Origin of the sequence: Pseudomonas sp. B35(2017) (assembly GCF_002113645.1) — a bacterium.
GTDB lineage: Bacteria > Pseudomonadota > Gammaproteobacteria > Pseudomonadales > Pseudomonadaceae > Aquipseudomonas > Aquipseudomonas ekonensis.
In genome coordinates this window covers 56,763-70,235 of record NZ_NEIZ01000024.1, presented here as the reverse complement: position 1 = coordinate 70,235, position 13,473 = coordinate 56,763, and the positions used below count along the sequence as shown (strand labels likewise).

The 13,473-nt window shown below is 65.9% G+C and carries 9 protein-coding genes; all 9 read right to left on the bottom strand.

The window, feature by feature from the left end:
* Positions 1–168: 168 nt before the first annotated feature.
* The 9 genes from CAG41_RS26380 to rpsF all read right to left on the bottom strand — a co-directional run bounded on the left by CAG41_RS26380 (position 169) and on the right by rpsF (position 13,400).
* Positions 169–1,059, bottom strand: coding sequence for a transglutaminase family protein (locus CAG41_RS26380; RefSeq protein WP_085707679.1), 891 nt, complete (start codon positions 1,057–1,059; stop codon positions 169–171).
* Complete coding sequence (locus CAG41_RS26375; RefSeq protein ID WP_085707678.1) at positions 1,059–3,545, bottom strand: circularly permuted type 2 ATP-grasp protein; 2,487 nt, start codon at positions 3,543–3,545, stop codon at positions 1,059–1,061. The genes CAG41_RS26380 and CAG41_RS26375 overlap by 1 nt, the downstream gene beginning before the upstream one ends.
* Before the next feature lie 88 nt (positions 3,546–3,633).
* The gene (locus CAG41_RS26370; protein ID WP_085582863.1) at positions 3,634–6,909 is read right to left on the bottom strand and encodes a DUF2126 domain-containing protein; all 3,276 of its coding nucleotides are present in this window, start codon (positions 6,907–6,909) and stop codon (positions 3,634–3,636) included.
* A 376-nt stretch (positions 6,910–7,285) separates the two neighbouring features.
* A complete protein-coding gene (locus CAG41_RS26365) occupies positions 7,286–9,589 on the bottom strand; it encodes a YgiQ family radical SAM protein (protein ID WP_085630946.1) in 2,304 nt (767 codons plus the stop codon).
* Between the two features lie 191 nt (positions 9,590–9,780).
* Positions 9,781–11,178, bottom strand: a complete 1,398-nt coding sequence (dnaB, locus tag CAG41_RS26360) for a replicative DNA helicase (protein WP_085582867.1) — start codon at positions 11,176–11,178, stop codon at positions 9,781–9,783.
* 135 nt (positions 11,179–11,313) lie between these two features.
* Positions 11,314–11,760 carry a 50S ribosomal protein L9 gene (rplI, locus tag CAG41_RS26355; RefSeq protein ID WP_085582869.1) on the bottom strand — a complete coding sequence of 149 codons (447 nt, stop codon included), beginning with the start codon at positions 11,758–11,760 and terminating at the stop codon, positions 11,314–11,316.
* A 21-nt stretch (positions 11,761–11,781) separates the two neighbouring features.
* Positions 11,782–12,675: a hypothetical protein gene (locus CAG41_RS26350; protein ID WP_085582871.1), complete on the bottom strand. Its 894-nt coding sequence runs from the start codon at positions 12,673–12,675 to the stop codon at positions 11,782–11,784.
* Between the two features lie 37 nt (positions 12,676–12,712).
* Positions 12,713–12,943 (bottom strand): 30S ribosomal protein S18, encoded by a 231-nt coding sequence (gene rpsR, locus CAG41_RS26345; RefSeq protein WP_002551829.1) that lies wholly within the window; start codon positions 12,941–12,943, stop codon positions 12,713–12,715.
* A gap of 28 nt (positions 12,944–12,971) precedes the next feature.
* Positions 12,972–13,400 carry a 30S ribosomal protein S6 gene (rpsF, locus tag CAG41_RS26340; protein WP_085582873.1) on the bottom strand — a complete coding sequence of 143 codons (429 nt, stop codon included), beginning with the start codon at positions 13,398–13,400 and terminating at the stop codon, positions 12,972–12,974.
* Between the last annotated feature and the right edge of the window lie 73 nt (positions 13,401–13,473).

Below are 13,473 nucleotides of genomic sequence, written 5' to 3'. Positions count from 1 at the left end.
GGCGAAATCTCCCACGGGTCTGTACTGCGTCAACAGTCAGAATCCAGCCTAGTCCCTCCTCCTCCCTTCAAGTACCAGCATACAAGCCAGCCTGCTGGCGATAGCGCCAGTGAGGGCGCCGCAAACTGCGGCTCCCGCACTGGACAGGTGAACCCCACCGCATCGCGGTCAATCCAGCGGCATCACCGTGACCCGCACCTCCGGGTCATGGCTGCCCCCGCCCAGAATCACCCCGCGCAACGGCGACACATCGGAGAAGTCCCGGCCCCAGGCCAGGGTGATGTGCTCCAGCGCCGGCTGCACATTGTTCGTCGGGTCGAAGTCCACCCAGCCCAGCACCGGGCAAAACACCGACACCCAGGCGTGAGACGCGTCGGCGCCGATCAGCCGGGGCTGCCCCGGCGGCGGCCGGGTCAGCAGGTAGCCGCTGACGTAACGCGCCGCCAACCCCCGGGAGCGCAGGCAGGCCAGCATCAGGTGGGCGAAGTCCTGACAGACCCCGCGCCGCCGCTCCAGCACTTCCACCAGCGGCGTCGCGACCTGGGTCGCTTCGGCATCGAAGGTGAACTCGCTGAAGATTTTCTGCATCAAGGCCTGCACCGCCCAGAGCATGGCCCGCCCCGGCGTGAAGCAGCTGTCGGAGAACTCGACGAAGCGGCGCTTGAGGTGCACATAGGGCGATTCGAACCGATAGCGGCAGGCTTCCAGCACGTGGGGCAAGAGCGGCCGACCGCTGTAGGCCAGCGCGGCGCACGTCGCCTCCCAGGCCGGGGACAGGGCAAAGTCCGTTGCCGGTCGCGCCAGTACCTCGACCATCAGCCGCGCACTGACCTGCAACTCGTCATGGGGCCGCTCGAACGCCAGGCGCGTCAGCGGGTTGCCGAACACGTCCAGCTCGTCCCGGCGGGCGGTCGGCTCCGGGCTGATCAGCAGACGCTGCTCGGTGCAGCGCTGCCAGGCACACTCGCGGGGCCACAGATGGGCCAACTGCTGTGCCAGCGAAACCGGGCTGTCGTAGCGGTAGCAGGTGTCGTGGAGGACTTGGTAGCGGGCATTCATCAGACGGACACCGTGCGCTGGCTGACATCGTCGACATGGGCGAAATGGCGCAGGGCCAGGCGATCGGACACCTGCGCGCTGACATCGGCGATCTCTTGCAGCAGGTCGGCCAGCCCGTCGAGCGCGGCGCGCACGCTGGCCTCGCCGAACAGCGGGTTCTCCAGGCAGCCGAGGTCGATGCGCGCCAGACGCTCGGCCAATGGCGCCAACCCGGCTTCCCTCGGTGCACCGAAATCATCGTTCAGCCGCTTGACGGTGCGGGCCACCAGCTTCAGCTGGAACAGCACCGCGTGGGGGTTCTGTTCGTCGAGCAGCAACAGGTCGAGCACCGGGATCAACTGCGCCACCGCCAGGTAGCGTGAACGGTAGGTGATGCTGCTGTTGCCCAGCTCCAGCAACCACTCAAGCCCCGCCTGGTCGAACGCGCCGGCGCCCCGCAGGAACGCCGCCAGGCTGGCGCTGAGGAACTGCAATCGCTCGATCCGCCGCCCGATCATCAGGAAGCGCCAGCCCTCGTCGCGGGTCATGTCGTCCAGGGCGAATCCGGACAGCGCCGCCAGCGAGGTCACCAGCCGGTTGAGGAAATCCAGCAGCTCGCCGAAGTCCGGCTCGTCGCCGTCCAGTTCGGCGGCCTCGCGCTGCAGCTCCACCAGCGCCTGCCAGTTTTCCCGCGACAGCTTGCCGCGCACCTGGGACGCCGCCCATTGCAGGCGCTGCAGGTTGGCGCGCAGGCTGAACGACCAGTCTTCGCCGAGCAGCGCCGCCAGCAGGCGCTGCGGCAGTTCGCCTTCGTCCGGCAGCAGCATCAGCCGTTCGCCGAGGTCCACGGCGGCCTGCAAGGCCTGCGGATCGTCGCCGTCGATGTAGCGCGCCAGCACGATCCGCAGCAGCCGCGCACTGTCGTCGCAGCGCTCGCAATAGCGGCCGAACCAGAACAGGTTCTCCACCACCCGCGACGGCAGGTAGGGGTCGCGCCGCACCAGGTCGTGCACGCCGATGCTGCGTTGGGCCTTCCACTGTTCGCCGCTCGGCGGCCGGTCGCCCAGCACCCAGGTGTCCTTGCTGGCGCCGCCGCGCTGCATCGACACCACTTCGGCGTCGGCCTCGGCGGCCACCCGGGTCAGCCCGCCCGGCAACACCCGGTAGCCCTCGCGGCTGGCCACCGCGTACAGGCGCATGCCGATGGCCCGCGCCTGCAACTGGCCGTCCTCGGCCTGCCAGACCGGCGCCTGGGACAGCTGCGCCAACTCTTGCGCGACATAGGCATAAGGCCGCGCCTGCATGCGCTCGGCGAGGGCCTGGCGCTGTTTTTCACTCAAATCGCGGCCGAACACGGGCGTGAAGCTCTGTGAAGGAAAGGCCGGCTTGATCAGCAGCTCCGGCAGTTTTTCCAGGGCCTGGGCCAGCACCGGCGCCTCACCGCACCACCAGGTGGCGATGGACGGCAGGATCAGTTCTTCGCCGAACAGGTGCTGGCTGATCTTCGGCAGGAACCCCAGCAACCCCGGCGACTCCAGCACGCCGCTGCCCAGCGCGTTGGCCACCAGCACCCGCCCGCGGCGCACCGCCTCCAGCAGGCCGGGCACGCCGAGGGCAGAGTCGGTGCGCAGCTCCAGCGGGTCGCAGAAATCATCGTCGAGCCGGCGCATGATCGCGTGCACCCGACGCAGGCCGCTGAGGGTCTTGAGGTACACCGTGGTGTCGCGCACGGTGAGGTCGCCGCCCTCCACCAGCGGATAGCCGAGCTGCCGCGCCAGGTACAGGTGTTCGAAATAACTTTCGTTGAAGCGCCCCGGCGTCAGCAGCACCACCAGCGGCGTCTCGCTGTCGCCCGGCGCCTGGCGCACGAGGGTTTCCTGGAGCGTGCGGAAGAAGCCCGCCAGGTGCTGCACCCGCAGGTCCCGGTACAGCTCGGGGAAGGCACGGGACACGATGGTGCGGTTCTCCAGCGCATACCCGGCCCCGGACGGCGCCTGGGTGCGGTCCGCCGTGACCCACCAGCGGCCGTCCGGCGTGCGCGCCAGATCCGCCGCGTACAGATGCAGGAACGCCCCGTCCGGCGGCGAAATGCCCTGACAGGGCCAGAGGAAGTTGTTGTGGCCGAACACCAGCTCCGCCGGCAGCAGCCCTTCGCGGATCAGCCGCTGCGGGCCGTACAGGTCCGCCAGCACCGCATTGAGCAGTCGCGCCCGCTGGGCGATCCCGGCCGACAGCCGCTGCCACTCGTCGGCGGCGATCACATGGGGCAGCAGGTCCAGCTCCCACGGGCGGTCGGCGCCCTTGGGGTCGGCATAGACGTTGTACGTGACGCCGTTCTCCTGGATCTGCCGCGCCAGCAGCGCCTGACGCTGTGCCAGCTGCTGCGGCGTGCTGCGCTGCAGCTGGTCGAACAGCCGGCGCCAGTGCGGACGCACCGCGCCGCTGCCGTCGAGCAGTTCGTGGTAGGTGCCCGCCGTCAGCGGGTAGCGGTCAAGCAGGTCTGGCATGGAGAGCTCGGCAACCGGCAAGGAACGGTCAGACTAACGCAGGCACGTGACACCCGGATATACGAAAAGTCCGAGCGTCGCGTACGGTTCAGAAACGTCGCAAATCGAGAGTCAGCGGAAACTCGTCATCCGTTTCCACCTCCGCTATCGGAATGTTCCCCGGCGTGTGCCCGATGCGGAAGAAACGCGCCAGGCGCCGGCTCTCTGCCTCGTTGGCATTGACCGGCAACGTCTCGAAATTGCGCCCGCCCGGATGGGCGACATGGTACTGGCAGCCGCCGAGGGAACGCTGCGCCCAGGTGTCGACCAGGTCGAACACCAACGGTGCGTGCACGCCGATGGTCGGTTGCAGGCAGTTGGCCGGCTGCCAGGCGCGGAACCGCACCCCGGCCACGTATTCGCCGACCCGCCCGGTGGGGTGCAGCGGCACCGCAACGCCGTTGCAGGTCAACCGATGCCGCTGCGGCATCCATCCGCAGACCTTGACCTGCACGCGCTCCAGCGAAGAGTCGACGTAACGCACCGTACCGCCCGCCCCGCCCTCTTCGCCCAGCACATGCCAGGGTTCGAGGGCCTGTTGCAGCTCCAGTTCGACGCCGTTGACGGCATAGTCGCCGAGCTTGGGGAAGCGGAACGCCTGATGCGCCGCAAACCATTCGGCCCGCAACGGATAGCCGGCCCGGTCGAGGTCGTCGATGACCTCGGCGAAATCCTGCGCGATGAAGTGCGGCAGCATGAAGCGGTCGTGCAGCTCGGTGCCCCAGCGCGCCAGTTTCGGCGGCGCATAGGGCTCGCGCCAGAACCGCGCCACCAGCGCCCGCAGCAGCAGTTGCTGGATCAGGCTCATGCGCGCATGGGGCGGCATCTCGAAGGCGCGCAGCTCCAGCAGGCCCAGGCGTCCGCTGGCGCCGTCCGGCGAATAGAGCTTGTCGATGCAGAACTCGGCGCGGTGGGTGTTGCCCGTGACGTCGATCAGCAGGTTGCGCAGCAACCGGTCCACCCGCCACGGCGGGCATTGCTCACCCGGCGCCGGCATCTGCTTAAAGGCGATCTCCAGTTCGTACAGGGCGTCGTTGCGCGCCTCGTCGACCCGGGGCGCCTGGGACGTCGGGCCGATGAACAGGCCGGAAAACAGGTACGACAGCGACGGGTGGTTGTGCCAGTAACTGATCAGGCTGCGCAGCAGGTCCGGACGGCGCAGGAACGGCGAGTCGGCCGGCGTCGCCCCGCCGAGGACGAAATGGTTGCCGCCGCCGGTGCCGGTGTGCCGCCCGTCGATCATGAATTTCTCGGTGGACAGCCGGGTCAGCCGCGCCTGCTCGTAGAGGAACTCCGTGCGCTCGACCAGTTCGTCCCAGGTGGCGGACGGTTGGACGTTGACTTCGATCACCCCCGGATCCGGGGTGATGCGGAAGTTGGCCAGGCGCGGGTCGGCCGGCGGCTCATAGCCTTCCAGCAACACCGGGCAGTTGAGCTCCTGGGCGGTAGCCTCGATGGTCGCCACCAGTTCCAGATACTCTTCCACCCGCTGCAACGGCGGCATGAACAGGTACAGGCGCCCGCCCCGCGGTTCGGCGCACAGCGCGGTACGGGTCAGCCAGTCGGCGGACGCATCCACCGCCGGCCGGCGCTCGTCAGCCTCGGCGGGCTCGCCGTGCCGGTTGAGCTGCGCGGTGTCCGGAAGGTCGGGGAAGTCCTGGTTCGGGTCGTTGGGATGGACGTACGGATACTCCGCCGCCTTCACCCACGGCTGCGACGCCAGCGGCAGGCGGTAGCCCAGCGGCGAGTCCCCCGGCACCAGCCGGCAGTGGTCGTCGCGCAGGTACCAGCGCCCGCTCTGCCACTGGTCGCCCTTGGCGGTACGCGCCAGCGGCAGCACCTGGCCGATCACCTTGCCCAGCCCCTGGCTGAAGACCTTGCGCAGGCGCGCCCGCTCCAGCGGATCCTCCAGCCGCGGATCCTCGGCGCTGACGTTGACCGGCAAGGCGCCCTCGCGCCACAGGTAATGGAGATGGTCTTCGTAGGCCGCGAACACGAACCGCGCCGGCAACCTCAAGCGTTCGGCGACGCTCGCCAGAAAGCGCCCGGCCAATGCGCTGTCGGCGCCGTAGTCCTGCCGCTCGTCGGCGATCAGCGCGCTGTTGCGCCAGACCGGCACGCCGTCGCGGCGCCAATGGCAGTTCAGCGACCAGCGCGGCAGCTGCTCGCCGGGATACCACTTGCCCTGCCCGAAGTGCACCAGTCCTTCGGGGGCGTAATGTTCGCGCAGGCGCCGGAACAGCTCGGCGGAGAGCCGGCGCTTGTCCGGGCCGAGGGCGGCGGTGTTCCATTCGGCGCCGTCGGGGTCGTCGATGGAGACGAAGGTCGGCTCGCCGCCCATGGTCAGGCGCACATCGCCTGCGAGCAGGTCGGCGTCGACCCGCCGCCCCAGCGCCTGGATCGCCTGCCACTGCCCGTCGGTGTAGGGCTTGGTGACCCGTGGCGTTTCCAGGATCCGCTCCACGGTCATTTCGTGGCTGAACTCGCACCCGCAAGGCTCCACCATCCCGCTGACCGGTGCCGCCGACGACGGATCGGGACTGCACGCCAGCGGAATGTGCCCCTCGCCGGCGAACAGCCCGGACGTGGCGTCCAGGCCGATCCAGCCTGCGCCGGGCAGGTACACCTCGCACCAGGCGTGCAGGTCGGTGAAGTCCGCCTCGGTGCCGGACGGGCCGTCGAGGCTTTTCACATCCGCCGTCAGTTGAATCAGGTAGCCGGAGACGAAGCGCGCCGCCAACCCGAGATGACGCAGCAGCTGCACCAGCAGCCACGCCGAGTCGCGGCAGGAGCCGGAGGCGCGTTCGAGGGTCTCTTCCGGGGTCTGCACGCCCGGCTCCAGGCGGATCAGGTAGTTGATGTCCTGGCTCAGGCGTTGGTTGAGCGCCACCAGGAAATCCACGGCCGGCAGCGGCGTGCGGTCGATGCCGTCGAGGTAGGCCTTGAACGTTGGCGTCAGCGGCAGGGTTTCGAGGTACGGCGCCAGCTCCTTGCCCTCGTCGGCCCCATAGGCGAAGGGGATCCGTTCGGCGTAGGGCTCAAGGAAGAAGTCGAACGGATTGAACACCGCCATCTCCGCCAGCAGGTCGACTTCGACCCGCAACGTGTCGGTCTTTTCCGGGAACACCAGCCGCGCCAGATAGTTGCCCTGGGGATCCTGCTGCCAGTTGATGAAATGCTGCCTGGGCGTGACCTTCAGCGCATAGGACAGGATCCGCGTGCGGCTGTGGGCGGCCGGGCGCAGACGGACGATCTGCGGCCCGAGCTCGACGGCGCGGTCGTAGCGGTAGTGCGTGACGTGGTGCAAGGCGACTTGAATCGACACGGCGTGCCTCCTGCGGGCCTGGGCGTAGTCAACGGCGCGCAAGACTTGTGCCATGCGGGGGCTGGGGCGCCGTTGCGAAAATGCACAGGGCAGTACAGCACCGAAATCGGGCGGCGGGCGGAAATGGGCCGGGGAAATTGCGCCTGAATGTGGCAGGCCTGTGGATAACTGCAGTCTGTACCGGCCTCATCGCCAGCAGGCTGGCTCCCACAGTGTTCGCGTCGGGCACAACATCACTGAACACCGCTGAACCTGTGGGAGCGGACTTGCCCCGGGCGGCGACCCGACGAAGGGGCCGGAACGGCAACAGGTTTCTTGCGGCCGGAATGAAGAACGCCAACCCGAAGGTTGGCGTCCTGTTCAGCTCACATGCGCATCAGCGCGGCACCACCGGCTTGCGCGCAGGCTTGGGCCCCTTGCCCTTGGCGGCGTCCTTGCGCTCCTTGGCCGCCTGCTGGTTGCGGGCGAACGCTTCGGCCTTGGCCTTCTCGCGCTTGTCCCACGGGTTGCCGCCGTCGCTGCCGCGGGGCGGCAGGCCGGTGTGCTGGGTGAGGATCTTGGTGGTCTTGTCCTTGGCGACCTTGTGGCTGCCGGCCGGCGTCGAGTTCTTGCGCCGGGCGCTCTGGTAGCTGTCGGTGGCCGGCTGGTGCGCCGGGATCAGCTGATGCTTGCCCGAACCGATCAGGTCGCCCCGGCCCATGCGCAGCAACGCTTCGCGCAGCATCGGCCAGCCCTTCGGATCGTGGTAGCGCAGGAACGCCTTGTGCAGGCGGCGCTGCTCCTCGCTCTTGACGATGGTCACGCCGTCGCTCTTGTAGGTGACCTTGCGCAGCGGGTTCTTGCCCGAGTGGTACATCGCGGTGGCGGAGGCCATCGGCGACGGGTAGAACGCCTGCACCTGATCGGCGCGGAAGCCGTTGCCCTTGAGCCACAGGGCCAGGTTCATCATGTCTTCGTCGGTGGTGCCCGGGTGGGCGGCGATGAAGTACGGGATCAGGTACTGCTCCTTGCCCGCTTCCTTCGAGAACTTCTCGAACATGCGCTTGAAGCGGTCATAGGTGCCGATGCCCGGCTTCATCATCTGGTTGAGCGGGCCTTCCTCGGTGTGCTCCGGGGCGATCTTCAGGTAGCCGCCGACGTGGTGGGTCACCAGCTCCTTGACGTATTCCGGCGACTCGACCGCCAAGTCGTAGCGCAGGCCGGAGGCGATCAGGATCTTCTTCACGCCCGGCAGCGCACGGGCGCTGCGGTACAGCTGAATGAGCGACGAGTGGTCGGTGTTCAGGTTCGGGCAGATGCCGGGGAACACGCAGGACGGCTTGCGGCACGCGGATTCGATCTCCGGGCTCTTGCAGGCGATGCGGTACATGTTCGCGGTCGGGCCGCCGAGGTCGGAGATGACCCCGGTGAAGCCCGGCACCTTGTCGCGGATCTCTTCGATCTCGCGGATGATCGACTCTTCCGAGCGGTTCTGGATGATCCGCCCTTCGTGCTCGGTGATCGAGCAGAAGGTGCAGCCGCCGAAGCAGCCGCGCATGATGTTCACCGAAAAACGGATCATCTCGTAGGCCGGGATCTTTTCCTTGCCGTACGCCGGGTGCGGAATGCGCTGGTACGGCATGCCGAACACGTAGTCCATTTCCTCGGTGGTCATCGGAATCGGCGGCGGGTTGAACCAGACGTCGGTCTCGCCGTGGCGCTGCACCAGCGCACGGGCGTTGCCGGGGTTGGTCTCCAGGTGCAGCACGCGGTTGGCGTGGGCGTACAGAACCGGGTCGTTGCGCACCTTCTCCATGGACGGCAGGCGGATCACGGTCTTGTCCCGGGTCATCTTCGGGCTCGCCAGGATCTGCACGACCTTGGCTTCCTGCGGGTCTTCGACCGGGCCCTTCTCCTGCTCGATGGCGCAGGCGGCGGTGTCCTGGGTGTTGACGTACGGGTTGATGATCTTGTCGATCTTGCCCGGACGGTCGATGCGCGTGGAGTCGACCTCGTACCAGCCCTGCGGGGTGTCGCGGCGGATGAACGCGGTGCCGCGCACATCGGTGATGTCTTCGATCTTCTGGCCGTAGGACAGGCGCTGGGCGACCTCGACGATGGCCCGCTCGGCGTTGCCGTACAGCAGGATATCGGCGCTGGCGTCGATCAGGATCGAGTTACGCACACGGTCTTGCCAGTAATCGTAGTGGGCGATGCGGCGCAGCGAGGCTTCGATGCCGCCGAGCACGATCGGCACGTGCTTGTAGGCTTCCTTGCAGCGCTGGCTGTAGACCAGGCTCGCGCGGTCCGGACGCATGCCGGCCATGCCGCCGGGCGTGTAGGCGTCGTCGGAGCGGATTTTCTTGTCGGCGGTGTAGCGGTTGATCATCGAGTCCATGTTGCCGGCCGCGACGCCGAAGAACAGGTTCGGCTCGCCCAGCTTCATGAAGTCGTCCTTGGACTGCCAGTTCGGCTGCGCGATGATCCCTACGCGAAAGCCCTGGGCCTCAAGCAAGCGGCCGATGATCGCCATGCCGAACGACGGATGGTCGACGTAGGCATCGCCGGTGACGATGATGATGTCGCAGGAGTCCCAGCCGAGCTGATCCATCTCCTCCCTGCTCATCGGCAGGAACGGCGCCGGCCCGAAACATTCGGCCCAGTACTTCGGATAGTCAAATAACGGCTTGGCTGCTTGCATGTCGATAACCGGTGTTGGCTTTCATGGAATTTCGCGGGCGCGGAATATAGCACAAATTTTGACCAATTCCGACGGCTGCGGTCGGAAATTGGTGCAGCCCCCATCGCCGGCAGGCCGGCTCCCACAGGGAACTGCATTCCAGGGCGGGAGCCAGCCTGCCGGCGATGGGGCCAGATCAGGCGACGGAGGCGTTATTCGTCGTCGTCGAAGTTGTAGCTGCCCGGCGCCAGGTTCTCGAACCGGGTGTACTTGCCGATGAACGCCAGCCGGATGAAACCGATCGGACCGTTACGCTGCTTGCCGATGATGATTTCGGCGATGCCCTTGTGCTCGGTCTCCGGGTGGTACACCTCGTCCCGGTACACGAACATGATCACGTCGGCGTCCTGCTCGATCGCTCCGGATTCCCGGAGGTCGGAGTTCACCGGACGCTTGTTCGGACGTTGCTCCAGGGAGCGGTTGAGCTGCGACAGCGCCACCACCGGGCAGTTGAATTCCTTGGCCAGGGCCTTCAGGGAACGGGAGATCTCGGAAATCTCGTTGGTGCGGTTGTCGCCGCTGGAGCCTGGGATCTGCATCAACTGCAGGTAGTCGATCATGATCAGGCCGATGTCGCCGTGCTCGCGCACCAGGCGCCGGGTGCGGGCGCGCATTTCCGAGGGGCTGATGCCGGCGGTGTCGTCGATGAACAGCTTGCGGTCGTTGAGCAGGTTGACCGCCGAGGTCAGGCGCGGCCAGTCGTCGTCCTCCAACTGGCCGGAACGCACCTTGGTCTGGTCGATGCGGCCCAGGGACGAGAGCATACGCATGATCAGCGATTCGCCTGGCATCTCGAGGGAATACACCAGCACGGCCTTGTCGCTGCGCAGCACGGCGTTTTCCACCAGGTTCATCGCGAAGGTGGTCTTGCCCATCGACGGACGGCCCGCGACGATGATCAGGTCGGCGGGCTGCAAGCCGCTGGTCTTCTCGTCGAGGTCGGTGTAGCCGGTGGACAGGCCGGTGATCGCGTCGGACGTGTTGAACAGGGTGTCGATGCGGTCGATGGCCTTGGTCAGCAGGTCATTGACCCCCACCGGGCCGCCGGTCTTGGGACGCGCCTCGGCGATCTGGAAGATCTGCCGCTCGGCCTCGTCGAGGATCTCTTCGGCGGTGCGGCCTTCGGGGTTGAAGGCGCTGTCGGCGATGTCGTTGCTGATGCCGATCAGCTGACGCAACGTCGCCCGCTGGCGGACGATCTGCGCATAGGCCTTGATGTTGGCGACGGACGGCGTGTTCTTCGCCAGTTCGCCCAAATAGCCAAGGCCGCCGACCTGGGCGGTCTGGCCTTCCTTGTCCAGTTGCTCGGACAGGGTCACGACGTCGATCGGCAGGTTCTGGTCGGCCAGCCTTGCGATCGCGCGGAAGATCAAACGGTGGTCATGCCGGTAGAAATCGCCGTCGGAGACTTGATCGAGCACGCGTTCCCAGGCGTTGTTGTCCAGCATCAAGCCACCGAGCACGGCCTGTTCGGCCTCGATGGAGTGCGGCGGCACCTTCAGGGCGGCGGTTTGCAGATCGTATTGCTCGGGAGCAGAGATTTCGTTCATGGCCACTTGGTTATTCAGGAAAAGCAGGGGTTTGGAAACGGGTGATGCCAGAAAGACAAAGGGCACGACCTGCGAACAGGATCGTGCCCGATGTTAACCGTCTGACGGACAAGCCGCCAGCCGATCAGGTGTCGCTTAAGCCGCTACCACGACAACGCGTACGGTGGCTTCGACTTCGGCGTGCAGGTGCACGGCCACGTCGAATTCACCCACGTTGCGGATGGTGCCGTTCGGCAGACGAACTTCGCTCTTCGCGACTTCAACGCCCGAGGCGGTCAGCGCGTCAGCGATGTCGTGGGTGCCGATCGAACCGAACAGCTTGCCTTCGTCGCCAGCGGTGGCAGTGATGGTCACTTCCAGCTCGGCCAGTTGGGCAGCGCGGCTTTCAGCCGAAGCCTTACGGTCTGCAGCGGCTTTTTCCAGCTCGGCGCGACGCTCTTCGAACGCAGCCAGGTTGGCAGCGGTCGCAGCGGTGGCCTTGCCGAAAGGCAGCAGGTAGTTACGACCGTAGCCGGCCTTAACCTTTACTTTGTCGCCCAGGTTGCCCAGGTTGGCGATTTTTTCCAGCAGGATCAGTTCCATTTGGTATTAACCTCTTAACTTTTAACCTTCACCGTTCGCGTTATCGGTGTCTTTCGACACGTGACGACCGCGAAAATCAATCAGGCTGTCGACAATGGCCAGAACCACGAGCAACGGATAGATCAGCTGCATGAACAGCAACAGCGTCACGTACAACCCCACCAGCCAGAAACCGGCCAGTCGCTTTTGCGCCACCAGCCCGTGAATCAGGGCCAGCCCGGCGAACACCAGCGGTACGCTGCACAACGGCGTCAACATGGCCATCTGCGCACCGAGGTTCGGGCCCAGAAGCATCAACGCCAGCAGCAACATCGCCGGCCCCAGCGGGATCCGGATGGCGCGGAACTCGCGACCAAAACCACCCGGGTTGTACAGCATCGCCTGCCAATAACGCCCGACAATCAGGCTCAGCACGCTGACAATCTGCAACAGGGCCGCAATCAGGCCGGTCAGGACCGGTGCGATCAGCGACGCGAAACGCGCCTGCTCGTCCACCGACAACTGCCGGTAGGCATCACCGAGAAGCGCCGGCATGACCTTTATCAAGGCCTGCGCGAGCATCTCGATCTGGGGCGCGAACGCCGCCCCGAGCACCACTGAAAACACCACGCCCATCGCCACGCTGACCAGCAGCACGCGGAACCAGGACTCGCTTGCGCGCAACACCAGCGCAAGCGTCGAAGAACCCAGCAGCACCAGAAGCGCCCGCGGGTCATCGGCAAACAGCCACCAGAGCAATGCCGGCAGCAGTCCCAGCGACAGAACGCCCAGGGCGTCCGTCAATCCGCGCCGCAGAAGCACCAGGCTCCCGGCGGCGGCACCCAACCAATACAACAACGGCAATGTTGCACATCCGGCCACCACGAGAGTGGCCTGCATACGGCCGCGCATGATGAATTCAGCTAAGGCGCGCATGCATTCAATCCTTTGCTACTTGTCGACTGACCCGGTCTCAGCGGCCGTGGCTGTCGGTGTAGGCCAGCAGGGCCAGGAAGCGGGCGCGCTTGATAGCGGTGGCCAGCTGACGCTGATAACGAGCTTTGGTACCGGTGATGCGGCTTGGAACGATTTTGCCGGTCTCGGATACGTAGGCTTTCAGAGTGTTGAGATCTTTGTAATCGATCTCCTTCACGTCTTCAGCGGTGAAGCGGCAGAATTTACGACGACGGAAGAAACGTGCCATGTAATAGGCTCCTCAAAAGATCCGTGGATTACTCGTCAGCGTTATCGCTGTTGTCGCTGTCGCTATCGCTGTCGTCGCCGTCGGCGTTGACATCGTGCTCAGGACGCTCGCGACGCTCACGGCGCTCACTGCGGTTTTCTTCAGCCTTGAGCATCTCGGACTGGCCGGTGATGGCTTCGTCGCGACGGATGACCAGGTTACGGATCACAGCATCGTTGTAGCGGAAGTTGTCTTCCAGCTCGGCCAGGGCCTTGCCGGTGCACTCAACGTTCAGCATCACGTAGTGAGCCTTGTGAACATTGTTGATTGCGTAGGCCAGTTGACGACGGCCCCAGTCTTCCAGACGGTGGATTTTGCCGCCGTCTTCTTCGATCAGCTTGGTGTAACGCTCAACCATGCCGCCGACTTGCTCGCTCTGGTCAGGGTGGACCAGAAAGATGATTTCGTAATGACGCATGAATGCTCCTTACGGGTTGTAGCCTGCCGCTTGAAAACGGTCAGACAAGGAGTGAATGACACTAGTGGACTTG